Annotated in this window: 15 protein-coding genes; 7 read left to right on the forward strand and 8 right to left on the reverse strand. The window is 67.6% G+C overall.

What is annotated here, in order from left to right:
* Positions 1-2: 2 nt before the first annotated feature.
* Complete coding sequence (locus CEX87_RS11155; protein ID WP_094287131.1) at positions 3-10868, reverse strand: type I polyketide synthase; 10866 nt, start codon at positions 10866-10868, stop codon at positions 3-5.
* A gap of 170 nt (positions 10869-11038) precedes the next feature.
* Here CEX87_RS11155 and CEX87_RS11160 point away from each other — a divergent pair, with 170 nt between their 5' ends.
* The 4 genes from CEX87_RS11160 to pe are packed head-to-tail and all read left to right on the forward strand — an operon-like array spanning position 11039 to position 18365.
* Positions 11039-12460: a condensation domain-containing protein gene (locus CEX87_RS11160; protein ID WP_094287133.1), complete on the forward strand. Its 1422-nt coding sequence runs from the start codon at positions 11039-11041 to the stop codon at positions 12458-12460.
* A 27-nt stretch (positions 12461-12487) separates the two neighbouring features.
* Positions 12488-15496 carry an MMPL/RND family transporter gene (locus tag CEX87_RS11165; RefSeq protein WP_094287135.1) on the forward strand — a complete coding sequence of 1003 codons (3009 nt, stop codon included), beginning with the start codon at positions 12488-12490 and terminating at the stop codon, positions 15494-15496.
* A 26-nt stretch (positions 15497-15522) separates the two neighbouring features.
* Positions 15523-17235, forward strand: coding sequence for an AMP-binding protein (locus CEX87_RS11170; RefSeq protein ID WP_233151352.1), 1713 nt, complete (start codon positions 15523-15525; stop codon positions 17233-17235).
* Entirely contained in the window at positions 17232-18365 is a 1134-nt protein-coding gene (gene pe, locus CEX87_RS11175) for an acyltransferase PE (RefSeq protein WP_094287139.1), read from the forward strand. The genes CEX87_RS11170 and pe overlap by 4 nt, the downstream gene beginning before the upstream one ends.
* Before the next feature lie 14 nt (positions 18366-18379).
* Here the strand turns inward: pe and CEX87_RS11180 are convergent, their stop codons facing one another.
* Positions 18380-19048 carry a GAP family protein gene (locus tag CEX87_RS11180; protein WP_094287141.1) on the reverse strand — a complete coding sequence of 223 codons (669 nt, stop codon included), beginning with the start codon at positions 19046-19048 and terminating at the stop codon, positions 18380-18382.
* A gap of 183 nt (positions 19049-19231) precedes the next feature.
* On the opposite strand from CEX87_RS11180, the gene CEX87_RS11185 reads away from it, so the two are divergent.
* Positions 19232-19720, forward strand: a complete 489-nt coding sequence (locus tag CEX87_RS11185; RefSeq protein WP_064399960.1) for a flavin reductase family protein — start codon at positions 19232-19234, stop codon at positions 19718-19720.
* Between the two features lie 53 nt (positions 19721-19773).
* Here CEX87_RS11185 and CEX87_RS27365 read toward each other — a convergent pair whose 3' ends face one another.
* The 5 genes from CEX87_RS27365 to CEX87_RS11210 all read right to left on the reverse strand — a co-directional run bounded on the left by CEX87_RS27365 (position 19774) and on the right by CEX87_RS11210 (position 24112).
* Positions 19774-19935 carry a hypothetical protein gene (locus CEX87_RS27365; protein WP_090344556.1) on the reverse strand — a complete coding sequence of 54 codons (162 nt, stop codon included), beginning with the start codon at positions 19933-19935 and terminating at the stop codon, positions 19774-19776.
* A gap of 299 nt (positions 19936-20234) precedes the next feature.
* Positions 20235-20987, reverse strand: coding sequence for a succinate dehydrogenase/fumarate reductase iron-sulfur subunit (locus tag CEX87_RS11195; RefSeq protein WP_064399959.1), 753 nt, complete (start codon positions 20985-20987; stop codon positions 20235-20237).
* The gene (locus CEX87_RS11200; protein ID WP_064399958.1) at positions 20984-22900 is read right to left on the reverse strand and encodes a fumarate reductase/succinate dehydrogenase flavoprotein subunit; all 1917 of its coding nucleotides are present in this window, start codon (positions 22898-22900) and stop codon (positions 20984-20986) included. Before CEX87_RS11200 ends, CEX87_RS11195 begins: the two co-directional genes overlap by 4 nt.
* Before the next feature lie 33 nt (positions 22901-22933).
* Positions 22934-23773, reverse strand: a complete 840-nt coding sequence (locus CEX87_RS11205; protein WP_064399957.1) for a hypothetical protein — start codon at positions 23771-23773, stop codon at positions 22934-22936.
* Positions 23774-23818: 45 nt separating this feature from the next.
* Positions 23819-24112, reverse strand: a complete 294-nt coding sequence (locus CEX87_RS11210) for a hypothetical protein (RefSeq protein WP_064399956.1) — start codon at positions 24110-24112, stop codon at positions 23819-23821.
* Between the two features lie 112 nt (positions 24113-24224).
* Here CEX87_RS11210 and CEX87_RS11215 point away from each other — a divergent pair, with 112 nt between their 5' ends.
* Both CEX87_RS11215 and CEX87_RS11220 read left to right on the forward strand, forming a co-directional pair.
* The gene (locus CEX87_RS11215) at positions 24225-24983 is read left to right on the forward strand and encodes an isocitrate lyase/PEP mutase family protein (RefSeq protein WP_064399955.1); all 759 of its coding nucleotides are present in this window, start codon (positions 24225-24227) and stop codon (positions 24981-24983) included.
* Positions 24984-24993: 10 nt separating this feature from the next.
* Positions 24994-25287, forward strand: a complete 294-nt coding sequence (locus CEX87_RS11220; protein ID WP_064399954.1) for a hypothetical protein — start codon at positions 24994-24996, stop codon at positions 25285-25287.
* A 51-nt stretch (positions 25288-25338) separates the two neighbouring features.
* On the opposite strand, the gene CEX87_RS11225 is transcribed toward CEX87_RS11220, so the two are convergent.
* Entirely contained in the window at positions 25339-25773 is a 435-nt protein-coding gene (locus CEX87_RS11225) for an Hsp20/alpha crystallin family protein (RefSeq protein ID WP_064399953.1), read from the reverse strand.
* Positions 25774-25810 lie beyond the last annotated feature (37 nt).

The following is a 25810-nucleotide window of genomic DNA, read 5'->3' on the forward strand; positions in this document are numbered from 1 at the left end:
GGCTACTGAGGTTCGGACGGCTCCGTCGACTCGGGTTGCGACCCTGGCGGTTCCGCACTCTCGGCATCCGGCAGCTGACCGACCAGGTACTCGGCCAGCCCGCCGATGGTCGGATAGTCGAACACCGCGGTCGCGTTGATGGTGAACGCGCCACCGAACTGACTGTGCAACCGGTTGCGCAGCTCGATCGCCATCAGCGAGTCGGTTCCGAGGTCCAGGAAGCGGCTGGTCGACGCGGGCGGCTGGGCCAACCGCAGGAAGCTCTGCACCTCGCGTTGCAGAAACTCGGTGACGAACGCCGCGCGTTGCGGCACCGGGATTTCCTGCAACTGGCGCAGTAGCTCGCTGTCGCCGGCGGTTTCACCTTCCGGACGAGGCAGCACGAGATCCAGGATCGGCGGCCGGGCAGCACCCAACAGCTTCGCCGCCCGCTGCCAGTTGGCCTTGACGACGGTCGCCTGGCCGGTGCCGTTCGCAATGACCTCGCTGAGCGCGGCGAGTGCCGCCGACGGGGGCAGCGGCGCCAAACCTTGGGCGTTGAGGTTGGCGCGCACGGCCTCCGACGACGCCATACCGCCCTCGGCCCACGGTCCGAAGTTGACGGCGGTGGCAGGCAAACCCTCGGCGCGGCGCCGCGCGACCAGACCGTCGAGCAGCGCATTGGCCGTCGCGTAGTTGGCCTGTCCGGGCGATCCGAAGATGCTGGAGACCGACGAGGAGACGATGAAGAAGTCCAGCTCGTCGGCTCGCGTCAACCGGTCCAGGTGGTAGGCACCGAAAGCCTTGGGCCGCATCGTCGTCCGGAATCGGTCGACATCCTGCTGGCTCAGCAGGGCATCATCGAGAACCCCCGCCAGGTGCGCCACCCCGGCCAGCGGCGGCAACTCCGCGCGGATCCGGTCGAGCAGCCCGACGACCTCGGCCTCCTCGCCGACGTCGGCCGCGAAGGTGTAAATGCGGCACTTGTAGCGTTCGGTGATCTCGTCGATCACGCGCTGCGCATCGGCGTCGGGTTCGCGACGGCTGGTCAGCACGATGTCGCCGGCCCCGAGTTGCGCCAGGTACGCCGCGGTGTGCAACCCGACCGCCCCGAGGCCGCCGGTGATCAGATAACTCCGATCGGGTCTCGGCTGCAGAGGATTCGGGATCTGCAGCACGATCTTGCCGATGTGGCGCGCCTGCTGCATGCGGCGGAACGCGGTCCTCGCCTCGGTCAACGGATAGAGCTCGGCGGGCAACGGTGTCCACTGCCCGCTGGCCAGCCCACGCGACACCTCGGTCAGCAGCGTGCGGATGTGCTCGGGCTCCTGGTAGGTGACGGTGTCGAGCGCGACGATCTCGTAGGCGATGTCCGGTCGAACCGCCGCCATCTGTTCATCGGTCCAGATGTCGCGCTTGGCGATCTCGGCGAAGCGGCCGTTGGGGGCGGTGGCCCGTACCGTCGCTTCGATGAAGCCCTCGTTGGTCAGGCTGTTGAGCACCACGTCGACGCCTGCACCTTCGGTGTCAGCCAAGATCTGGTCGGCGAAATCGGTTGTGCGCGAGTCGTAGACGTACTCGACGCCCATCTGTCGCAGCGTCGCACGCTTGTAGGTGCTGGCTGTCGCGAAGACGACGGCGCCGTGCTGCTGCGCCATCTGGATGGCGGCCAGGCCCACTCCGCCGCTGGCGGCGTGGATGAGCACGCGGTCGCCGGGCCGCAGCTTGGCCCAGTCGAATGCGAGCCGCGCCGTGAGCGCCGCGGCGGGGATGGTGGCCGCGGCGACGGGGTCCAGTCCGTCGGGAACAGCCGCCACCAGCTGGGCCGGGACGTTGAACCGAATGGCGAACGCCCCCTGCATGAAGCCGTAGACGCGTTGGCCCACCTGCAGGCCTGCGACGCCGTCGCCCAATTGCGTGATCACACCGGCGAAGTCGCCGCCGATGGGTCCGGGATCGCCGGGGTACAGGCCGAGAACGTTGAGCACGTCGCGGAAGTTCAGGCCCGCTGCCTCCACGCGGACCTGCACGAAACCCTCGGCTGGTGCCGGTACGTCGGCCTGGACCAGCCGCAGGTTGTCGATGGCGCCGCGCTCGGTCGGGGCCAGGACGTAATCGCTCGACCGCGGCACCGTGAGGTGACCGCTTCTCGACCATGGCAGCAGGCGGGACGCCAGCAACTTCCCCTGGCGCAGCGCCAGTTCCGGCTCACCGACGGGCGAGGCCAGCAGACCGGCGACCGCCCGCACAGCTTCGGGTGAGCCGTCGCAGTCGACCAGTGTGCACCGCAGCGCCGGTTCCTCGTTGATCGCGGTGCGGCCGAAGCCCCACAGCGCCGCCTGTACCGGGTCGACGGGTTCACCCGACTCGGTGGCCACGGCGCGTTCGGTGACGATCCACATTCCACCCGGCAGTTTCGCCTCATCGCGCTGCACGGTGTGCACCCCGTCGAGCAGATCGGCGACGTCGCGCTCGATTCGGGCGGCCGCATCGGCGCTCGACTCGTCGGGCGGTGCCGCGGTCGCGCGCCACACCACACCGGAGAATGGAAGTCCGCGCCCGTGCGCGTCGGCCAGCAGTCGGCCCAGCGGTTGCGCATCGGTCCGCCGGTCGTAGGCGATGCAACCCGGCACCGCCGCGGCCAGTTCGTCGAATCCCGCGACCAGCCACGTGCCTCCGGGGGCTGTCGCGTCGGTGTCCGGTAGCGGCACCTCATGCCAGCCGAGGGTGTACATCAGCCTGGTGGCATCGCCGCCGAGGCCGCGCAGCAACGCCTCACGAGGCGCACGTTTCACCGTGAACTCGCGAATCCCGCCGAGTGGGCGGCCGTCGCGACTGACGAAATCTAGGTCGAACACCTGTGTTTCGCTGTCGAGTTCACCGGTGTGCCAGCGGGCGCGGCAGTAGAACCGTCGCGGCATCTTCTCGTGCAGCGTCACCTGCCCGTAGCGCAGCGGCAGGAACAGGTCGTTGACGCCCTGTTCGGCCGCGAGCAGCGCTGGGAAGGCGGGGAACGCGACGCCGGTGCACAGGTCCATCAGCACCGGGTGCATCGGTTCGCTGCCCAGGTGCTCGGCCAGTTCGTCGCCGACGACGATGTCGCCGATGGCCTCACCGTCGCCGAGCCACAGCGACTTCAGGGAACCCGACCAGGTCGGCCCCCATGCCAGTTCCATGTCCGCGAAGGTCTCGAACAGGTCCTGCGGACGCATGCGGTTGCAGCGCTCGATCGCCTCGTCGATCGCGGCTTCGGACGGCGGGTGCTTGCCCGGGCCGCTCGCGACCGTGCCGTCGGCGTTCAACGACCATTCGGCGTCGCGCTCACCGTACGGCCGGCTGTGGACCTGGAATCGCCACTCGTCACCGCCTTCGCCTGAGCCTTCACCGGGCCGCAACGTCAGCTGAACCTCGCGAGAAGCCTTCTCGGGCAGGATGATCGGCTCGTAGAAGAAGACGTCGCGGACCTGTGCCGGGGCGCCGACCGCGGTCAGCGTCATCGCGGCGTACGTCGCGCCGGGCACGACGACGGTGCCGTAGATGACATGGTCGGACAACCACGGCTGCGAGCGCACCGACAACCTGCTCGTGTAGACGGTGTCGCCCGAGGCGAGATCTTTTGCACTGCCCAAGATTCCAGACGTGGCGGCGCTGCCCGCACCTTCGATCGCGCTGCCTGCTGTCTTGGGCCAGAACCGGCGGCGCTGGAACGGGTAGGTGGGCAGTTCCAGCCTGCGGCGGGCCCTGGGGTGCAGCGCGGCGAAATCGGGCCGAAGGCCGCCGACGTACGCCGCGGCCAGCGCGTCGGCGATCTGGCGGCGATCGCCGACGCCCTTGCGCAGCGAGACGATCGGGCGGGGGGCCGCCAGGTGCTCGGGCCACACCTGTACCGCCGCGCCGGTCAGCACCGGTTGCGGGCCGATCTCCATCAGCACCGAGCAGCCCAGCGCGGCCACGGTGCGTACGCTTTCGGCGAACTGGACCGGCTGGCGCGAGTGTCGCCGCCAGTACTGCGCGTCGAGGTTGGCGTGGCCCGTGAGCACGGCGCCGGTGCGGTTGCAGACCAGCGGCACCGTCGGCGGGGCGAACCCGAAACGCGCCGCGTACGACTGGAATTCGTCGAGGACGGGATCCAGCAGCTCGGAGTGGAAGGCGTGGCTGGTCTCCAGCGCGGTGCAGCGGATGCCGTCGTCGGTGAACCGGTCGACGATCTGCTCCACGTCCTCGCCGGGGCCCGACACCACGGTGTTGGGTCCGTTGTACGCGGCGACTGAAACCCGCGGGAACTCGCCGACCACTTCCTCGACGTGCTTGGCGTCGGCGAACACCGCGGCCATGCGCCCGCCGTCGGGCAGGCTGCCGAACAACCGGCCGCGCTCGGCGATCAGCCTGGCGCCGTCCTCGAGGCCGAACACTCCGGCCACGCAGGCCGCCGCGTACTGGCCCACGCTGTGCCCCAGCACCACATCGGGTTCGATGCCCCACGACTGCCACAACCGGGCCAGTCCCATCTCGACCGCGAAAAGTGCCGGCTGTGCGTATGACGTGTGCCGCAGGACAAGTCCGGTCTCCCGGTCCGCGGCGAACAGGACGTCGAGGAGCGGACGGGGCAGCATCCCGTCGACCGCTTCCGCGCAGCGTTTCACGGTGTCGGCGAAAACCGGTTCGGACTCGAACAATTCGCGCGCCATCCCCGGGTACTGGCTGCCCTGTCCGGTGAACAGCCACGCGGTGGTCGGCGAGGCGGTGCATTCACCGCGTACAACCCCCGGTCGGACACGATTCTCGCTCAGGTCGGTAAGGAGTTCACCGGCGCTCTGCACCGAGTCGACGACCAACGCACCGCGATGCTCGAAGTGCGAACGCCCGACGCCTGCGGTGTAACAGACGTGGGCGACATCGACCTTCGGATTTGCGTCGAGCCAATCGCGGTACCGCTGGGCCAGTGCGACCAGCGCGTCGGGCGAGCGGGCGGACAGCGGCAGCACGTTGAGCGACTGTCTGACATCGGCCGGTTCGACCGCAGCGCCTTCCGACGAATATTCGTCCTCGGTCGCCGACGGCGGCGCCTCCTCGACGATCACATGGGCGTTCGTTCCGGTGAAGCCGAAAGAGCTCACGCCCGCGCGCCGCGGCCTGCCGTTGGTCTGCCACGGCCTGGCCTCGTCGACGACCTGCACCGGCAGCGAGTCCCACGGGATGTGCGGAGAAGGGTCTTGGAAGTGCAGGCTCTTCGGGATCGCCTCGTGCTGAAGCGACAACACGACCTTGATCAAGCCCGCCGCTCCCGACGCCGACTCGAGGTGGCCGATGTTGGTCTTCACCGAGCCCATCAGCAGCGGACGGTCCAGGTCGCGCGAGGCACCGTAAACCGCCGCGGCCGCCTGCACCTCGATCGGATCACCCAACGGCGTGCCGGTCCCGTGTGCCTCGAGATAGTCGACGTCCCCGCCGGTCAGTCCCGCACGGGCCAACGCCGAACCGATAAGCCGTTGCTGCGCACCCCCGTTGGGCACCGTCAGACCGCTTGAGGCACCGTCCTGGTTGACCGCGCTGCTGGGGATGACCGCACAGATGCGGTCGCCTTCGCGTTCGGCGTCACTCAGCCTTTTGAGCACGAGGATGCCGCAGCCCTCGCTGCGCACATAACCGTCGGCGGAGGCGTCGAAGGTCTTGCACCGCCCGACGGGGGAGAGCATCCGCGCGCGAGATGCAGCGATCACGGTGACCGGGCTCAGCAGGACGTTCACCCCGCCGGCCAGTGCCATGTCGCAGTCGCCGGAGCGCAGCGCCTGCACGGCCTGATGAACGGCGACCAGCGCAGAACTGCATGCGGTGTCGACGGCCACCGCCGGTCCCTCGAGCCCGAGGGCGAAGGCGACGCGGCCGGAGATCGCGTTGAGCGCATTGCCCGTGATGAAGTACGGCTCGATCTTGTTCACCGACTCCGAGGACAGCAGATGGGCGTACTCGTTGGCGGCAACACCCGCGAAGACACCGGTCCGGCTGCCCCGCAGGCTGGCGGGGGCATACCCCGCTCGTTCGAGGCCCTCCCACACCGTTTCGAGCATCAGCCGCTGCTGCGGCTCGATCCAGAGAGCCTCGCGCGGTGAGATCCCGAAGAACTCGGGGTCGAATCCGTCGATCCCGTCGAGGAATCCGCCGAAGCGTGTGTACGTCTTGCCGGCGGCCTCGGGGTCGGGGTCGTAGAACTCGTCGATGTCGAACCGGTCCTCGGGGACCTCTCGGATCGCGTCGACCCCGCCGGAAAGCAGCTCCCAGAACGCTTCCGGGTTCGGTGCGCCGGGGAACCGGCACGACACCGCGACGATCGCGATCGAGTCGTCGGTGCGTGACGGCACGACCGACGCCGGTCTAGGCTCCGGACCGGCCTGTCGGCTCAAGGCGAGCACGTCACCGAGCAGGTAGTCGGCGGCGTCGGAGATCCGCGGGTGATCCATCACCAGCGTGACCGGAATCTCCTTGCCGACGCCCTGTTCGAGGCGGCGGCGCAGTTCGACGGCCATCAGCGAGTCCAGGCCCAGGTCGAAGAATCCCGCCTCCTCGCGGACCTCGGCGGCATCGACGCGCGTGACCTCCGCGACCGCGTGACGCAGGTAGTCGGTCAGCAGCCGCTTACGCTGCTGCACAGGCGCTTTGGTCAGCCGCTCGACCAGCTCGGTCGTACCCGACGACGGCACCGCCGGCCCCGCGGCGGGTGCCTCACTCTCCATCTCCGCGAGGAACCCGCGACGGCCGGCCTGCTGGTAGAGCGGCAGGAAACGGCCCCAGTCGATCCTGGCCACGACTCCCTGCGCCGAGGACGCCCCCACCACATCGGCCATGCCCGCCAGCGCCTCGGCAGGCGAAAGTGTGCGCACCCCACGCTGTTCCAGGCGCGCACGCGATTCCGCGTCGGCCATTCCCGCCGACCACGGGCCGAAGTTCACGCTGAACCCCGGGACACCCTGCTCGCGCAGCCGCCACGCCAGCCCGTCGAGGAACGCGTTGGCCGCGCCGTAGGCGGTCTGACCGAACCCGCCCCACACCGAGGCAATGGAGGAGGTGGTGATGAAGAAGTCAAGGCGCAGATCGACCGCTGCCTCACTCAGATACCAGGCGCCCCAGACCTTCCCAGCGAAGACGCGGTCGATCTCGGCATCGTCGAGGTCGGCCAGTGGCGTGGTGGCGATCTCACCTGCGGCGTGCACGATGCCCGCCAACGGCGGTAGTTCGGCGTCCAGGGTGGCCAACAGGCGTGCCACATCGTGCGCGTCGGCGACATCGGCGGCGATGACGCGGACATCGGCATCGTGTCGTGCGGCCAGTGTGTCGACGGTGTGCTGCGTGGCGTCGTCGGGTGTGCGGCGGCTGGTCAGCACCAGGTGCTTGGCGCCCTGCCCGGCGAGGTACGCGGCGACCTCCAGCCCGATCGCGCCCAGGCCGCCCGAGACGAGATACGTTGCATCAGAACGGATATGCGAAAACGCACCGCGTGCCGCGCATCGAGCCAGTCGCGGTACGTAGACCCCTGATTCGCGGATGGCAAGCTGATCGTCCCTGGCGCCGGAACCGGCGGACGCGGCGATGCGTTCCAGCAGCGTTGACCATTCGGCGGCCGTGCCTTCCGCCAGGTCGACCAAGCCGCCCCACACCTGCGGCAATTCCAGCGACGCGGCGCGTCCGAAGCCCCACAAACATGTCTGTTCGGGAGCCACCGTGTCGGCTTCGGCGACTCGTTGCGCCCCGCGGGTGACGATCCAGACCGACGGCCGCGGTTCAGCGACGGCCGCGGCGCGGAGGAGTCGCCGTGTCCCGCCGAGCACGCGGTGCTGTATGCGCAGCAGCGACCTCATGGACGGCGCCTTCGGCGAGCCCAGTGCGGCTATGTGCACGATGCGCAGCGCCGCGGCGTCGCGACTCGCGGCGCGCACCGTACCCGCGAATTCCGTCTCGTCGGCGTCGATCGTCGGCAGGCCGACGATCTGATGGCTCTCGCCGCGGCTCGTGAGGGCATCGACCAGCGGGCGGGCGGCGGCCGCGTCGTCGGTGACGACGATCCACGCGCACTCCTGGCGCTCGGAAGCCGACGGCGCAGCCGCTTGCTCCCAACGGATCTCGTAACGGTCTTCTGTGGGTTGGCCCACCGTGCGTTCCGGTGCCGCAGCCGGTCGTTCGTTCTTGTGGTGCCGGGCGACGGGTTGCCGGTCGTCTCGGAACCAGTACTCGCGGTGCTCGAAGGGATAGGTCGGCAGGTCGACCTTGCGCGCGTTCGGTTGCCGAAGCGCATCGAAGTCGGGCAGGTGGCCCGAGACGTAGGCGTCGGCGAGTGCTTCGGTGATCTGCCGCTGGTCGGCGGTGTTGGGCCGCAGCGACGCGATCACCCTCGGTGCGGTGGCGGCGTGGGGCCATGCCGCCAGAGCGGCGGCGGTGAGCACGGGCCGCGGTCCGATCTCGAGCAGCATCTTGCAGTTCAGCTCGGCGAGCGTGCGCACGCTCTTGGCGAACTCGACCGGTTGGCGTGCGTGCCTGCGCCAGTAGGCGCCGTCGAGCTGGACGCTCCTGCCGAGCGCGGCACCGGTCCGGTTGTCGATCAGGATCCGTTGCGGGGCAGCGAAAGTGAACCGCTGCGCATATGACTCGAACTCGTCGAGAATCGGATCCAGCAGCGCCGAGTGGAATGCATGGCTGGTGTCGAGCCAATCGCACCGGACCCCGTCGGTCGTCAGGCGGGCGACGGCTGATTCCAGGTCCGCTGCGGGCCCCGAGAGCACGGTGTTGGCGCCGTTGAAGGCCGCCACCGACAGGGCGGGGAAGTCGTCGGTCAGCTTCTCGACCCGCTCGGCCGCGGCGAACACCGCGACCATTCGGCCGCCCTCGGGCAGGCTGCCGAAGAGCCGTCCGCGTTCGGCCATCAGCCGCGCGCCGTCCTCGAGGCTGAACACACCCGCGACGCAGGCCGCCGCATACTGGCCGACGCTGTGGCCCAGCACGACGTCGGGCTCAAGACCCCACGACTGCCAGAGGCGGGCCAGACCCATCTCGACTGCGAACAACGCCGGCTGTGCGTACGACGTCTGGCGCAGCGTTTCGCCGGCCTGCGGGCTTTCGACATCGAAAATGACGTCCAGCAAAGGCTTTTCGAGCACATCGGCAACCGCCGCCGCGCACCGCCGCATCGTGTAGGCGAACACCGGTTCGGTGTCGTACAGCTCGCGTGCCATCCCGGGGTACTGGCTGCCCTGGCCGGTGAACAACCAAGCCGTCTTGGGCGCCTCGTGAGACTCTCCGCGAACCAGACCGGGCGCCGGGCGGTCCTCGGCGAGCGCCCCGAGAAGATCGGTGGCCGAGCCAGTCGAGTTGACCACCAGCGCGGCACGGTGCTCCAGGTGCGCGCGGGCCGTACCCGCCGTGAAGCACACGTCGGCCAGCGTGGCGTCGGGGTGCTCGTTCATCCAGGCGCGGGCGCGGTCGGCGGTCTGCCTGAGCGCGGCGGGAGTGCGCGCCGACAGCGGAAGGATGCCGAACCGCGGTGCGGTCGGTGCCTGCTGCTCCGGTGCGGCAGCGGGCATTTCGGGCGCCTCCTCGAGGATCACGTGCGCGTTGGTGCCCGCGAACCCGAACGAGCTCACCCCGGCGATCCGGGGCCTGTCGCCGCGTTGCCACGGGATGGTGTCGGTGACGACCTCCACCGGGAGCCGGTCCCACGGTATGTGCGGCGACGGGTTCTCGAAGTTGAGGTGCTTGGGCAGGGCCTCGTGCTCGAGGGCCAGGACGACCTTGAGCACGCCGGCGATCCCGGCGGCCGCCTCGAGGTGACCGATGTTGGTCTTGGCCGACCCGATCAGCAGCGGCCGCCCGGGTTCGCGCCCCTCGCCGAACGCCGCGCCCGCGGCTTGCGCCTCGATCGGGTCACCCAACGACGTCCCCGTGCCGTGCGCTTCCAGATATCCGACGTCGCCGGGCCGAAGGCCGGCACGTTTGAGCGCATCGGCGATGACCCGTTGCTGCGCGACACCGTTGGGCACCGTCAACCCGCCCGATGCGCCGTCCTGATTGACGGCGCTGCCGCGGATCACGGCCCGGATCCGGTCGCGGTCGCGCAGCGCGTCCTCGAGGCGCTTGACGACGATGACGCCGCAGCCCTCACCGCGCACGTAGCCATCGGCGGCCGCGTCGAAGGTTTTGCACCGGCCGTCGGGTGCGAGCATGCGGGCGTTGGAGAACGTGATCATGGTGGCCGGGGTCAGCAGCACGTTCGCCCCGCCGGCCAACGCGAGGTCGCATTCACCCAGGCGCAGCGCCTGACACGCCTGATGGATGGCCACCAGCGACGAACTGCACGCGGTGTCGACCGCGACGGCCGGACCCTGCAGGCCCAGCCGGTAGCTGATGCGGCCCGCGGCCGCGGCGCTCGACGTCCCGATTGCCATATAGGCCTCGATCTCGGGGTACGTCAGCTCGTCGGAGACCATGCCCAGGTAGTCGTGGGTGGCCAGGCCCACGAACACGCCCGTGTCGGTGTCGGCCAGCGTCGTAGGCGCGATACCCGAGTGCTCCACGGCGCGCCAGGCCGTCTCGAGCAGGAGCCGGTGCTGCGGGTCCACCATCCTGGCCTCGCGCGCGGACATCCCGAAGAAGGGCGCGTCGAAACCGGTCGCGTCGTCGAGGAATCCCGCGCGGCGGGTGACCACCTTGCCCGGCGACCCGGGCTCGGGGTCGAAGAAGTCGTCGGCGTCCCAGCGGTCGGCGGGCACGTCGGAGATCGCGTCACGGCCTTCGCGCAGCAGGTCCCAGTACTCGTCGGCGTCCCGCGCGCCGGGGAATCTCGCCGCGTACCCGATGATCGCAAAGCGGGGCGTCGGCTCGATTCGCGGTCCGGCGGGTCCCATACCGTCCTTCCTGCATCGACGGTCTCATTTACACTCTGCGCTGCATCTGTAGCGCCTCAAGATCGGCTTCGACGAACACTATTGCACGTGCAACTATTGCGTGCGGGTCTCGCTCCCGGGATCCCCAGGAGTGGTGCCGCCCGAAGTCGGCAGGCTGGGAGGAATACGGTTTGCGCATCGGCAAGATCACGGTTGGCGCACTCGATGAATGGTCGCTCAAACCCGGCACCGTCACCTCGTGGCGCCCGACCCCAGCGGCCGTCGAGACGGCGCGGCAAGCGCCGGTCAGCGCGGTGCCGGTCAGTTACATGCAGCGCCAGCACCTCCGGAACTACTGCGAGCGGACATCGGCAGGGCTCAACTTCTCCCGGCAGATCATCGCGAGCTGCGAGGTAGCAGGCCACTGCGACATCGCCGCCATGGATCAAGCGGTGAACGCCTACCTGCGCCGCCACGACACGTTCCGCAGCTGGTTCGAACACGCCCCTGGCGGCGAGTTCGTCCGCCATGCCCTCGACGATCCGGCCGTCATCGAGTTCGTGCCGATCGACCACGGCGCGATGACGGTCGACGACATCCGCGCTCACGTCGTCGACATACCGAGCCCGTTGGAATGGGCATGTTTCACCTTCGGGATCATCCAGCACGAAGACCACTTCACGTTTTTCGCGGCGATGGACCATATCCACGGCGACGCCACATTGATCGGCACGACGATGCTGGAAGCCAACGGAATGTATTCGGCGCTGAGCGGAGGCGGTGCGCCGCTGGCGTTGCCCGAGCCGGGGAGCTTCGACGAATTCTGCATCCGCGAGCGTGAGCGCACATCGGCATTGACCGTGGATTCACCCGAAGTGCGCGCATGGATCGAATTCGCAGAAAGCAACGACGGCGGGTTTCCCGAATTTCCGTTGCCGCTGGGCAATCCGCGGGAGGCCACCAGCAGCGACATGACGTCGGAAGTCCTGATGAACCCCGCGCAGACCGAACGTTTCGAAGCCGCATGCGCGTCGGCGGGCGCGCGCTTCGTCGGCGGGCTGTTCGCCTGCCTCGCCCAGGTCGAGCACGAGCTGACCGGTGCGCTGACCTACTACGGGCTCACCCCGCGGGACTCCCGCGCGGCCACCGACAACTTCATGACACAGGGCTGGTTCACCGGCCTGATCCCGATCACGGTGCCGGTTGGAGCTGCCTCGTTCGCCGAGGCCGCGTGGTCCGCGCAAGCCTCGTTCGATTCGAATCTAAACATGGCCAAGGTGCCGTTCTACCGCGTGCTGGAATTGGCGCCGTGGCTCAATTGGCCGCAGCCGAATTTCCCCGTCTCGAATTTCTTTCACGCCGGTGCCGCACCGCTGAATGCCGTTCTGGCGGCCGCGGATATGGGGCTCGCCAACAACATCGGGATTTACCCCGACGGCCGATTCTCCTATCAACTCACCGTCTACATATTCCGCTACGGCGAGGGCACGGTGATGGCGATCATGCATCCCGACAATGCCGTCGCCAAAAAATCCGTAACCCGGTACATGAACACGATGAGGTCGGTGTCCGCTCTGGTCGCCGACACCGGGCAGTGGGGGCGCGTCGCATAGCGTGGGGCGGGTCGAGATGAGGACAGTATGCGGCGGCTAGCCGATTTCGTGGTGCGGTGGCCCTGGATCGTCATCGGCGTCTGGGCCGCGATGGTGGTCGCGCTGCCGCTGACGGTCCCGTCGCTGGGCGAGATGGCCCAGAAGCATCCGCTGGCGATCCTGCCCGCCGACGCGCCGTCGGCCGTCACCGCCGCGAAAATGGCCGAGGCATTCGGTGAGACCGCCAACGACGACCTCCTGCTCGTGGCGCTCATCAACGAGAACGGGCTGACGCCCGCTGACGAAGCCACCTACCGCAAGCTCGTCGACGCGTTGCGCGACAACGTCACCGACGTCGTGTCGGTGCAGGACTTCGTCGCCACGCCACAGCTTCGGCCGTTCCTGACAAGTGAAGACAAGACGACGTGGGTGCTGCCGGTCAGCCTCGAGGGGGAGTTGGGTACGCCGCGGGCGTTCGACTCCTTCAACCGAGTGGCAGAGCTGATCGAGCAGAACGTCGCGGGCAGCGCCGTCACCGCGTACATCACCGGGCCGGCCGCCACCGTCGCCGACCTCACCGTCGCGGGCGAACAGGATCGCCTGCCGATCGAGATCGCGATCGCCGTCCTGGTTCTGGGCGTGCTGCTGCTGGTGTACCGCAACGTGGTCACGATGCTGCTGCCTTTGGTGACGATCGGATCGTCGCTGTTGCTCGCCCAAGCCGTCGTCGCGGGTTTCTCGGAGCTGACCGGGGCCGGCGTCTCCAACCAGTCCATCGTGTTCCTCAGCGCGATCATGGCGGGCGCCGGAACGGATTACGCGGTCTTCCTGATCAGCCGCTACCACGACTATCTGCGTTCGGGCGGCGACTACGAGCAGGCGGTCAGGGCGGCGATGGCCTCGATCGGCAAGGTCATCACGGCGTCTGCCGCGACGGTGGGCCTGACGTTTTTGATGCTGAGCTTCGCGCAGATGGGCGTCTTCAAAACCGTCGGAGCGTCGGCGGCGATCGGGATCGGCATCGCCTACCTCGCGGGGGTGACCCTGCTCCCGGCCATCCTCGTGCTGGCCGGGCCCCGCGGCTGGGTCAAGCCCCGGCGTGAACTGACCGCCCCGTTCTGGCGGCGCTCCGGTGTGCGCATCGTGCGCAGGCCGGTGCCCCACCTGGTCGCCAGCCTGCTCGTGCTGGGCCTGCTGGCAGGCATCGCGGTGTTCGCCGACTACAACTACGACGACCGCAAGGTGGTCCCCGCCTCGGCGCCGAGTTCGGTCGGGTACGCCGCGCTGGAACGCCATTTCCCGATCAACCAGTCCATCCCCGAATACATCCTGATCCAATCGCCACACGATCTTCGGTCGCCGCGGGCGCTTGCCGACCTCGAGCAGATGGCGTCGCGCATCGCGCAACTGCCCGACGTGGGGCTGGTCAGCGGTATCACCCGTCCGCTCGGTGAAGTCCCGATGGAGTTCCGGGCGACCTTCCAGGCGGGCATCGTGGGTGACCGGTTGGCGGACGGGTCCGCTCAGATCGGTCAGCGCTCCGGTGACCTCAACCGGCTCACCGACGGGGCCGACACGCTCGCCGACAGCCTGACCGACGTGCAAACACAGATCAACGCGGTCGCGCCGAGCATCCAGAACCTCGTCGACACGTTCTCCTCCGTGCGCACCGAGTACGGCGGCGACAAGTTGGTGCGCGACGTCGAAACCACGGCCAAGTTGGTCGCGAGCATCAACGCGCTCGGCAACTCCATGGGCGTGAACTTCCGGGCGGTCAAGGATCTGTTCGCCTGGATCGGACCGGTCCTGACCGCGCTGCAGGGCAACGCGGTGTGCGACGCCAACCCCTCCTGTGTCGACACCCGCATGCAGTTCCAACGGCTCGTCGCCGCGCGGGACAACGGAAGCCTCGACGAGATCAACGGCCTGGCCCAGGAACTCCAGGGTGTCGAGGACCGCCAGACGCTGAACGCGGCGGTCAGCAAGCTCAACGCCGCGATGGCCAACGTCGCCAAGGCAGTCAACACGATGGGGTTGGACCAACCCGGCGGCGCACAGCGCAGCATGACCGAACTGCAGCGCGGCGCGAACCGCCTCGCCGCCGGGAGCCGGGAAGTGGCGGGCGGCGTGGACGAACTCGTCAAACAGGTCAAGGTGATCGCCGCCGGACTGAACGAGGCGTCGACCTTTCTGTTGACGATGCGCAGCAACGCCGCGGACCCGTCACAGGCCGGGTTCAACATCCCGCCGGAAGTGCTGAACCTGCCCGACTTCAAAAAGGCAGCCGCGGCGTACATTTCGCCGGACGGACGCTCGGTGCGATACCTGGTGCAGACCGAGCTCAACCCGTTCAGTCCCGAGGCGATGGACCAGGTGAACCAGATCCATGACATCGCCCGCGGAGCCCAACCGAACACGGCGTTGGCCGACGCCACGATCTCGATGGGCGGATTTCCCGCCGCGCTGCGCGACACGCGCGACTACTACCAGCAGGACATCCGGTTCATCATCGCCGCGACCGTGATCGTCGTGCTGTTGACGTTGATGGTGTTGCTGCGCGCGGTCATCGCGCCGCTGTACCTGGTCGGGTCGGTGGTGGTGTCGTACTTCGCGGCGATCGGTATCGGGGTGCTCGCGTTCCAGGTGCTCCTCGGGCAGGAATTACATTGGAGCGTACCGCCGTTGGCGTTCGTGGTGCTGGTCGCGGTGGGCGCCGACTACAACATGCTGTTCGTGTCGCGGTTGCGTGACGAGTCGCCGAGCAGCGTGCGTTACGGCGTAATCCGGACCCTGGGTTCGACGGGCGGCGTCATCACCGCGGCCGGTTTGATCTTCGCCGCGTCGATGGCCGGCCTGCTGTTCTCCAGCATCGGCATCGTGATCCAAGGCGGATTCGTCATCGGGGTCGGAATCCTGCTGGACACCTTCGTGGTTCGCACCATCACCGTCCCGGCCATCGCCACACTGATAGGGCGGGCGAACTGGTGGCCCACACAACCGCCGCCGCCGCGCAGCCCCGCGTTGTCGTCCCACCGAGCTGATACGGATATCTCGTGACACCGTCCGATTCCTCGATCCTTTCGATGCTGCACGGGCGTGCGAGCCTGCGTCCCGACGACGTCGCCTTCACCTTCACCGAATACTCGCGCGACCCCGCGGGTGTGCGGGAGACCCTCACGTGGTCGCAACTGGCACGACGCACCGTGAACTTCGCGCACGAACTACGACGGCACGGGTCGGTCGGCGACAGAGCGGTGATCCTTGCCCCACAGGGCTTGGAGTACATCCTGGCGTTCCTGGGGTCGATGCAGGCGGGGTTCATCGCGGTCCCGCTGCCGCTGCCGCACCCCGGTTCGGGACATGACCGGGTGAGTGCGGTGCTCGCCGACACCGCGCCCGCCGTCGTCCTCACGACGTCGGTCGCTGCGAGCTATGTCGGCGATTTCATCGATGGATCGCCGCTGGACATGGTGCCGAAGCTGGTCGAGATCGACTCGCTGGACCTCGACGCCAAGGGGCGCAGCGGCCCCGAACCGGCTGAGCTACCGAACATCGCGTATCTGCAATACAGTTCGGGATCGACGAGATCGCCTACGGGAGCGGAGATCTCGCACCGCAACCTGACGGTCAACTTCGAGCAGCTGATGCGGGAGTTCTTCGCGCAGTCGCCCCTGCCGCCTGACGCCACATTTGTGTCGTGGCTGCCCTTTTACCACGACATGGGACTGATGCTGGGCGTCGGCTTGCCGATCCTCAGCGGCCGTTCCGCTGCATTGACGCACCCGACCGCGTTCCTCGAGAAGCCGGCCCGGTGGGTACGAGCGTTGGCCGAGAACCCGCACGCGTTCTCGGGGGCACCCAACTTCGCATTCGACCTGGCCGCCCGCAAGATCACCGATGACGACTTGGCGGGACTCGACCTCGGCGGGGTACTGGGCATCATCAACGGCGCCGAACGTGTCGAGCCGGCCACCTTGGAACGTTTCGTCGACCGGTTCGCGCACTTCAACTTTCGCGACCATATGCTGCGCCCGGCATACGGTTTGGCCGAGGCGACGGTCTTCGTCGCAGCGGGAACCTGGGACGAGTCGTTGGCTGCGGTCGGATTCGACGCCGAGGAACTGGGCGCCCGCCGCGTCCGGCCCTGCGCGGCCGGGAAGGGCGCGGAACTGGTCAGGTACCGGGTGCCGCAGTCGCCGTTGGTGCGCATCGTCGACAGCGACACCCGCCGAGAATGCGCGCCCGACGAGGTCGGCGAGATCTGGGTACACGGCGACAACGTCGCCGGCGGCTACTGGGGTAGGCCGCCGGACGAGCAGAGTTGTTTCGGCGCAATGCTTGTCGACCCGTCCGCGGGTACTCCGGAGGGGCCGTGGCTGGCCACCGGCGATCTCGGATTCGTCTACGGTGGCGAGCTGTTCATCGTCGGTCGCATCAAGGATCTGTTGATCATCCGAGGCCGTAACCACTACCCCGAGGACATCGAGGCGACGGTGCAGGAGATCACCCGCGGTCGGGTCGCGGCGATCGCGGTTTCGGCGGACGGTGGCGAGAGGCTGGTCACCGTCATCGAACTCAAGAAGCCGACCGATTCGGCCGAAGGTGTGGGGGAGCGGCTCGAGACGCTGAAAAGCGATGTCACGGCGGCGATTTCCAATGCGCACGGCCTCAGCGTCGAGGATGTGGTGTTGGTTTCAGCCGGTTCGATCCCCACGACGACGAGCGGCAAGATCCGGCGCGCCGCCTGCGTCGAGCGATATCAGCAGAATCGATTCGCGCGATTGGACGTGAGATGAAGAGGATTCTCGCCCTCGGCGCTGTACTGACAACCCTCAGCGCCGCAGGCTGTCTGGGACTCGGGATCGCGGCTGCCGACGAGCCGCCCCCGCCGCCCAGCCCGTCGGGCGACGGTCCACCGCCTCTGGGCACGCCCGGTCGCGCGTACGCGCTGGGTGGCGCACACGTGCTCGGCATTCCGTACGACGAATACATCATGCGTACCGGCGCGGACTGGTTCCCTGGATTGAACCGCCAGATCGTCGACTACCCCGCCGGACAGGTGCAGGGGCACACCCTGGAGCGGTTGTTCCCCGGTATCGGCGCGTTGGGGGATCGCTACGTGCCCGGACTCGGGCTCGACGGGCCCAGCGTCGGCGAATCGGTCGACGTCGGCGCGCCGAACCTCATCGACGCCATCAAGGCGGGCGGGCGCGGAACCGCGATCGGTCTGTCGGAGGGCGCGATGGTGCTCAACGACGTGCAGGCGCGGCTCGCATACGACCCCGCCGCCCCGCCGCCGAACGAGCTGAGCTTCGCGATGTACGGGGACCCGGTGGCTCGGCACGCCTTCGGCGAAAGCTTTCTGACCCAGATGTTCCCCGTCGGCAGCGTCGTGCCGTCGCTCGACTACCGCATCCCGCCGCCGGTCGAAAGCCAGTACGACACATATCAGTTTATTTCCGCGTACGACAGCATCGCCGACTGGCCCGATCGCCCGGACAACTGGATCTCCGTGGCCAACGCGATCGTGGGGCTGGCGACCGGTCACACCGCGGTCGCGTTCACCGATCCCAGCATGGTGCCGCCGCAGAACATCCGGACGACCGTCAACTCCCGCGGTGCGAAGACCACGACGTTCATGATTCCCGAGGAGCATCTGCCGCTCGTGCTGCCGTTCAAATATCTCGGGGTGCCCAAGGACACGTTGATCGAGCTCGACGCAGTGCTCAAGCCGTACGTCGACGCCGGCTACTCGCGAAACGACAACCCGCTGACCGCGCCGATCACCGTCGACCCCGTGAACGGTTATGACCCCGCCGAGGTCACCGCCCCTGCCACTCAGGCCGCGTTCGGTGGCGGCGCCGACCCGGTCTCGCAGCTGCTCTCCGGGCTGCAGTACGTGCTGAACAACCCTCCGCAAGGCTGACCGCGCCCGCCGCCTCAGAGACCGGCGAGCCCGACTCCGAGCAGTGCGCAGCCGATCACGGCGAGCAGTGCGCCAATCCCGCGACGGCCCTGTGACCGCAGCCAGTCGTACAGCGCCGACAATGCGGCGCGGGTGAAGTCCGGAGCCACCAGGTAGCACAGCAGCGGGATCTCGACGAGCGCGAATGCCACCAGGTTGAACAGCATCAGGGCGCCCAACTGGACCGCGGTGGCGGCGCCGGAGGCGACGATCAGCGCCAGCGCGGCGAGGTAGTCGACGGACGGCAGCGCGATGCCGAGACCGGCGACGCCGGCCGTCCACAGCGACCGGCCCTCGAGCACTCGGCGCGCCCGGCCGGCGAGCGGTCTGACCCTGGCCTCGGCAAGAGCCCCCACGTCGCGGCCGCGTGCCCACACACCCGTGACCACCAGCGCCGCGTTTAGCAGCAGGACCGCGCCGACCACGATCTGCACCATGGGCAAGGTGAAGCGAGCCGACCCCAGCGCGGGGCGCAGCACGAACAACACGACGACGCCCACGGCCGTGCCCATCGCGAAACCCCCGGTGAGGAAGGCCAGTAACTGGCGGGTCGGGTGCGGGCGGTTGAGCATCAGGACAGTCATGCCGACCCGAAACGGCTCCAGGCTGACCGCAACAGCCATCACCAGAAGCGGAATCCACATACGTTTCGTCGGTCCCCGGGCCTACCGGTCATCCGCGGGCGGCTCGAGCATGGGCGTCACGTTACCGGTTGTGTTCACGGCGATTCCGACCCTCAACGGGTGCCGCGTCCACGACGTCCGACGGTCCGGTCAGCGGGCCGGACGTGGCCGCCGCGTGCGGTCGCGTGTGAAGATGGACGGGATATGAGCGCAACTGATCTGAGCCCGGCGACGCTTCGCGAAGCGTTCGGGCACTTCCCGTCCGGTGTCATCGCGATCGCCGCGGAGTTGGAAGGCACCCGTATCGGACTCGCCGCGAGCACGTTCGTTCCGGTGTCGCTCGACCCGCCGCTGGTGTCGTTCTGCGTCCAGAACTCCTCGGAGACCTGGCCCAGGCTCAGGGCAGTCCCGTCACTGGGGATCAGCGTGCTCGGCGAGGCACACGACGAAGCCGCGCGGACGCTGGCCGCCAAGACCGGTGATCGTTTCGCCGGCCTGCACACCGTGTCGCGAGAATCCGGCGCGGTCTTCATCGACGGCACCGCGGTATGGCTGGAAAGCGTGATTGAGCAACTCGTCCCTGCCGGCGATCACACGATCGTGATTCTTCGGGTCTGCGATATTACGGTGCATGCCGACGTCGCGCCGATCGTATTCCACCGCAGTACGTTCCGTCGCCTCGGCAACGGCTGATCTGGGGGCGCTACCGGTCGCTCAGCGATCGGTGATGCACCAAAGCCGTCGTATCAGGGCCGCGCGCTGAGCTCCTCGCGATACCCGGCCACCCGTCGCTCCAGCTCGTCGGCGTCGGCGACTCGGCCTTCCTTGCGGGCGAGGACCGCGCGGGTGCTGAGCTCGCGAATCGCAGTGCGAATGTCGTTGATGCTATGCGGGTGTCGAAGTGCCACGATGCAACCTTTCGTCGTTGATTGGCCGCTACCCGCAGGGTACCTGCGGAATCGTGCCCGTCAACGGCTCCTACCGTCGCCGGCTCACGGCGGAGAGCCTTAACGGGTTGATCGCAAGTACCTCGTGCATGCGATCAACCCGTTAGTGAAGTTCCGCTCCTACCGTCGCCGGCTCTAGCTGTTTGTTCCGGCTCCTACCGTCGCCGGCTCTAGCTGTTTGTTCCGGCTCCTACCGTCGCCGGCTCTAGCTGTTTGTTCCGGCTCCTACCGTCGCCGGCTCTAGCTGTTTGTTCCGGCTCCTACCGTCGCCGGAAGAGCTTGTCGCCGAGCCACACCACCGGGTCGTACTTGCGGTCGGCGGCCCTCTCCTTCATCGGGATCAGCGCATTGTCGGTGATCTTGATGTGTTCGGGGCAGACCTCGGTGCAGCACTTGGTGATGTTGCAATAGCCCAGACCATGCACTTCCTGCGCGTCCTCGGCGCGCCGCTCGTGCACGTCGAGCGGATGCATGTCGAGTTCGGCCTGGCGCATCAGGTACCGCGGGCCGGCGAACGCCTCCTTGTTCTCCTCGTGATCGCGGATCACGTGGCAGACGTTCTGGCACAGGAAGCACTCGATGCACTTGCGGAACTCCTGTGACCGATTGACGTCCTCCTGCGCCATTCGGTATTCGCCGGGCTGCAGGTCCTTCGGCGGCGTGAACGCCGGGATCTCCCTGGCCTTCTCATAGTTGAACGACACGTCGGTCACCAGATCACGGATCACCGGAAAGGTGCGCAGGGGAGTCACGGTGATGACCTCGTTCTCGGCAAAGGTCGACATCCGCGTCATGCACAGCAGGCGGGGCCTGCCGTTGATCTCCGCCGAGCAGGATCCGCACTTGCCTGCCTTGCAGTTCCAGCGCACGGCCAGGTCGCCGGTCTGGGTCTGCTGCAACCGGTGGATGATGTCGAGCACCACCTCACCCTCGTTGACCTCAACCGAGTAGTCCTGCAGCGCGCCGGCGTTGTCGTCGCCACGCCACACTCGCATCTTTGCCTGGTAGCTCATGCGTCTCTCCTAGACGAGTGGTTGGCGAGCTCTTCGGAGGTGAAGTACTTCTCCAACTCTTCGATGTCGATCAGCTCCAGCAGGTCGTCGCGCATCGGCACCTGGTCCTGCTTGGTGATGTCGATGTCGGGAACCACGGTCTCACCTTCGGCCCGGCACACCAGCAGCGTCTTGCGCCACTCGGATTCCATCGACGGATAGTCGTCGCGGGTGTGCCCGCCGCGGCTTTCGGTGCGCTCCAGTGCGGCCTTGGCGATGCACTCGCTGACCAGGATCATGTTGCGCAGGTCGATGGCTAGGTGCCAACCCGGGTTGAAATGTCGGCCACCCTCGACTCGGACCCGCTTGTACCGCTCGCGCAGCTCCTTGAGCTTGTCGATGGCCTCGGTGATCTCGTCGGATTTACGGATGATGCCGACCAGGCTGTTCATCGTGTCCTGCAGGTCCAGCTGCAGGGTGTACGGATTCTCGGCGTTGTCGCCGTTGGACGGGCCCTCGAACGGATGCAGCGCCAACTTGGTCGATTCCTCGACCGCCGCGTCGGACACCGTCGGGCGCTCACCGAGCGCGCGCACGTAGTCGGCCGCGCCCATGCCGGCCCGCCTGCCGAACACCAGCAGGTCCGACAGCGAGTTGCCACCCAGCCGGTTCGAGCCGTGCATGCCGCCCGAGCACTCACCCGCGGCGAACAGTCCCGGCGTCTTGGCCGCGCCCGTGTCCGGGTCGACCTCGATGCCGCCCATGACGTAGTGGCACGTCGGCCCGACCTCCATGGGCTCCTTAGTGATGTCGACCTCGGCCAGTTCCATGAACTGGTGGTACATCGACGGCAACCGCCGCTTGATCTCCTCGGCAGGCAGCCGCGAGGCGATGTCGAGGTAGACGCCGCCGTGCGGGGTGCCGCGGTCGGCCTTCACCTCGGAGTTGATCGCACGGGCCACCTCGTCGCGGGGCAGCAGGTCAGGGGTGCGCCGCGCGGAGTCGTTGTCCTTGAGCCACTGGTCGGCTTCCTCCATGCTCTCGGCGTACTGACCTTTGAACACCGCCGGGATGTAGTCGAACATGAAGCGCTTGCCCTCGGAGTTCTTCAGCACTCCGCCGTCGCCGCGCACACCCTCGGTGACGAGGATGCCCTTGACGCTGGGCGGCCAGACCATGCCGGTGGGGTGGAACTGGACGAACTCCATGTTGATCAGCGTCGCACCCGCCCGCAGCGCCAGCGCGTGGCCGTCGCCGGTGTACTCCCAGGAGTTCGACGTCACCTTGTAGGACTTGCCGATTCCACCGGTCGCCAACACCACGGCCGGCGTCTCGAACAGGACGAAGTTGCCGCCTTCGCGGTAGTAGCCGAACGCGCCCGCGATCCGATCGCCGTCCTTGATGAGGTCGGTGACGGTGCACTCGTGGAAGACGCGGATGCGGGCCTCGTAGTCGCCGAACTCCTCCTTGTCCTCCTGCTGCAGGGAGACGATTTTCTGCTGCAGGGTCCGGATGATCTCCAGGCCGGTCCGGTCACCGACGTGCGCCAGCCGCGGATAGGTGTGCCCACCGAAGTTGCGCTGGCTGATCTTTCCGTCCTTGGTGCGGTCGAAGAGCGCGCCGTAGGTCTCCAGCTCCCACACCCGGTCCGGGGCTTCCTTGGCGTGCAACTCGGCCATGCGCCAGTTGTTGAGGAACTTCCCGCCGCGCATGGTGTCCTTGAAGTGGACCTGCCAGTTGTCCTTCGGGTTCGCGTTGCCCATCGCCGCGGCGCAGCCGCCCTCGGCCATCACCGTATGGGCCTTGCCGAACAACGACTTCGTGATCACCGCGACCTTCAGGCCGCGTTCGCGCGCCTCGATGACCGCGCGTAAACCCGCACCGCCGGCGCCGATCACGACGACGTCGTAGGAGTGCCGTTCCAGTTCCGCCATTAAGAAAACCTCACTACCGATTGAATTAGGCGCTCAGCCAATGAATCTCAGGTCAGAGATGGCACCACTGGCCACCAACATGATGTAGAAGTCGGTCAGCATCAGCGTGCCGAGTGTGATCCACGCATACTGCTTGTGACGCACGTTGAGCCTGCTGATCTGGGTCCACATCCAGTACCGCACAGGATGTTTGGAGAAGTGCTTGAGGCGGCCGCCGGCGACGTGACGGCAGGAGTGGCACGACACCGTGTACGTCCACAGCAGGATCACATTGCCGACGAGAATCACGTTGCCCAAGCCGAATCCGAAGCCCGAGGGCGAGTGGAACGCCGCGATCGCGTCGTAGGTGTTGATCAGCGAGATGAGCACGGCGATGTAGAAGAAGTAGCGGTGGGTGTTCTGGATGATCAGCGGCAGCCGCGTCTCGCCCGTGTAGTGCGCCCGAGGTTCCGGCACCGCACAAGCCGTCGGCGACTGCCACACCGACCGGTAGTAGGCGCCGCGGTAGTAGTAGCAGGTCAAGCGGAACAGCAGCAGGAACGGCAGCGACACCGCCGCGTACGGCAGCCACCACACATCGGGCAGGAACTGGCCGAAGTGGCTGGACTCCGGGATACACCCGGACTGCTCGGCGGCGTTCCACTTCGCCAGACACGGCGAGTAGAACGGCGTCAGGTAGTGGTAGTCGGCGACGTAGTACCACTTCTGCATGAACGCCCGCACCGTGGCGTAGATCAGGAAGGCCGCGAAGCCCAGGTTCACGATCAGCGGTGACTGCCACCACCGGTCGGTGCGCAGCGTGCGTTGCGGAATCTCGGCACGGCTCGGCGAAAAGACGCCGGTCGCCTTGCGGTCGGCGGTGGGTGCGCTCACTGTTGCCTTTCGGTGTTGAGTTGTCCCGGTGCCCGGGGGTCCGCGTCAGCGGACGCCGCCGAGCCCTTCGTCATCGACGCCGCGCCAGAACTCGGTGTCGTACTGGGTGTCCGGGATCGGGATGCGGTCTCCGGCGTGGTGGTGCACCACGCCTCGGGCCAGCTCCAGCTCTTCGGCGTCAATGTCGAGACGGTCGATGTCGTTGAGGATGCGTTCGGCGTCGTTGACGATCCGACGCGTCGCGGGGGTGTCCCCGTACCTCGACGCCAACGATGTCACGCACCGCCGCAGGCTTCCGATTAGCTCGTGCAGCTCGGCAAGTTCGGTAGTGCTGGACAATTGACCTCCTTGGGCTGAAGGGTGTCAGGCATCACAGTACGACACCCGATGCTAGCTCCATCATGCAGTGCACCGTGAGACAGATCACGTCAAACTAAAAGGAGACGGCCCGATGCCCGACCAAGTCCTCAAAGAACGGGCCGACGCCCTGCTGGCCTTGCACATACCGGGGAACCCGGTGATCCTGCCGACCGTCTGGGACGTCTGGTCGGCCCGGCTGGCGGTCGACGAAGGATTTGCTGCGCTCACCGTCGGAAGCCATCCGCTGGCCGATTCCGTCGGTAAAGCGGACCAGGAGGGCATGTCGTTCGACGACGTGATCGCCCGCGTCAAGCAGATCACCGCGGCCGTCGACGTGCCGGTCTCGGTCGACCTCGAGTCCGGCTATGCCCAGTCGCCCGCGCGGCTCATCGACGGCCTGCTGGAGGCGGGCGGTGTCGGGTTCAACATCGAAGACACCGTGCACAGCGAGGACGGCCGGTTGCGCTCGGCCACCGAGCACGCCGAGCTCGTCGGCGCGCTGCGTGAGGCGGCGGACGCGACCGGCGTGCACGTGGTGATCAACGCGCGTACGGACCTGTTCCTGCGCCAGGACGGCGACGAGTCCGACCGTGTGGATCGTGCGATCGCGCGGTTGACCGAAGCCGCCGCGGCAGGGGCCGACGTGCTTTACCCCGTCGGCCGTCACGATCCGGACACGTTGCGGCGCTTGACATCCGAGTTACCTCTGCCGGTGAACGCGATCGGGCTGCCCGATCAGGACGACCCCGCGTCGTTCGGGCCGCTCGGTGTGGCGCGCGTCAGCTTCGGTCCGTTCCTGCAGCGCGCGCTGTCGGCACAGGCCAAGGAACTGTTGCAGCGCTGGGTCTAGGACGAAAGACATGGCTGACGACGACCTGAACTGGCAGGACGACCAGTCACTGATCATGGCTGCAGGCGTGGTCGCGGCGGTCCTGGTGGCGATCCTGATCTACGCGGTGGTCCGCACCTCGGACGCGGCCAGGGTGCCCGCTTCGGTGCCGCCGCCGGCGGCGACGTCGATTCCGCTGTCGTACACCACCACGACGACGACCACCCCCAGCTACACGATGCCGAGCGTGGAGACGACCGAGATCAGGGCCCCGGAGCCACCGCCGACCACCACCGGCGCGGCCCCCACGACAACCGAGCGTTGAGACGACGAAGCCGGTGGAACCGAAGTTCCACCGGCTGCCGTATCGAGGTGCTTACTTGTTTTCGATCGCGATGCGCTGCGTCTGACGGCCCTTGTGGGCGCCGGGGATCCGCACCGTCAGCACACCAGTGTCGTACTCGGCCTTGATGTCCTGGCCGGTGACGTGCTCGGGGAGCTTGAACGATCGACGGAACGACCCGTAACGCACTTCGCGCAGCGTGCGACCGTCCTTATCTTCGGACCGCTCGTCGCGACGTTCGCCGTGGATCACGAGGTAGCCCCTGTCGACCTCGACGTTCACATCCTTTTCGACGTCTAGGCCCGGAAGCTCGACGCGGACGAGCGCGTCGTCGCCCTCCCTGACGATTTCCGCGGCGGGGGTGAACGCCCCCGCGGCCCAGCTTTCAGCCGTCGCGGGGCCGAAGAAGTCGCGTACCCACCGGTCCAGATCCCACGTGGGACGAGTGCGTAATGCCAATGTGCTCATGTCTGCCTCCTCGCTGTCGAACCGGTACTGTGCCGGT

This window comes from Mycobacterium lehmannii (assembly GCF_002245535.1).
In the GTDB taxonomy this organism is placed as follows: domain Bacteria; phylum Actinomycetota; class Actinomycetes; order Mycobacteriales; family Mycobacteriaceae; genus Mycobacterium; species Mycobacterium lehmannii.

Coding starts and splice junctions, on each gene's coding strand:
- CEX87_RS11155 (WP_094287131.1), bottom strand. CDS start 10,868: ATGGGACCCGCCGGACCGCGAATCGAGCCGACGCCCCGCTTTGCGATC.
- CEX87_RS11165 (WP_094287135.1), top strand. CDS start 12,488: ATGCGGCGGCTAGCCGATTTCGTGGTGCGGTGGCCCTGGATCGTCATC.
- CEX87_RS11170 (WP_233151352.1), top strand. CDS start 15,523: ATGCTGCACGGGCGTGCGAGCCTGCGTCCCGACGACGTCGCCTTCACC.
- pe (WP_094287139.1), top strand. CDS start 17,232: ATGAAGAGGATTCTCGCCCTCGGCGCTGTACTGACAACCCTCAGCGCC.
- CEX87_RS11180 (WP_094287141.1), bottom strand. CDS start 19,048: ATGTGGATTCCGCTTCTGGTGATGGCTGTTGCGGTCAGCCTGGAGCCG.
- CEX87_RS11185 (WP_064399960.1), top strand. CDS start 19,232: ATGAGCGCAACTGATCTGAGCCCGGCGACGCTTCGCGAAGCGTTCGGG.
- CEX87_RS11195 (WP_064399959.1), bottom strand. CDS start 20,987: ATGAGCTACCAGGCAAAGATGCGAGTGTGGCGTGGCGACGACAACGCC.
- CEX87_RS11200 (WP_064399958.1), bottom strand. CDS start 22,900: ATGGCGGAACTGGAACGGCACTCCTACGACGTCGTCGTGATCGGCGCC.
- CEX87_RS11215 (WP_064399955.1), top strand. CDS start 24,225: ATGCCCGACCAAGTCCTCAAAGAACGGGCCGACGCCCTGCTGGCCTTG.
- CEX87_RS11220 (WP_064399954.1), top strand. CDS start 24,994: ATGGCTGACGACGACCTGAACTGGCAGGACGACCAGTCACTGATCATG.
- CEX87_RS11225 (WP_064399953.1), bottom strand. CDS start 25,773: ATGAGCACATTGGCATTACGCACTCGTCCCACGTGGGATCTGGACCGG.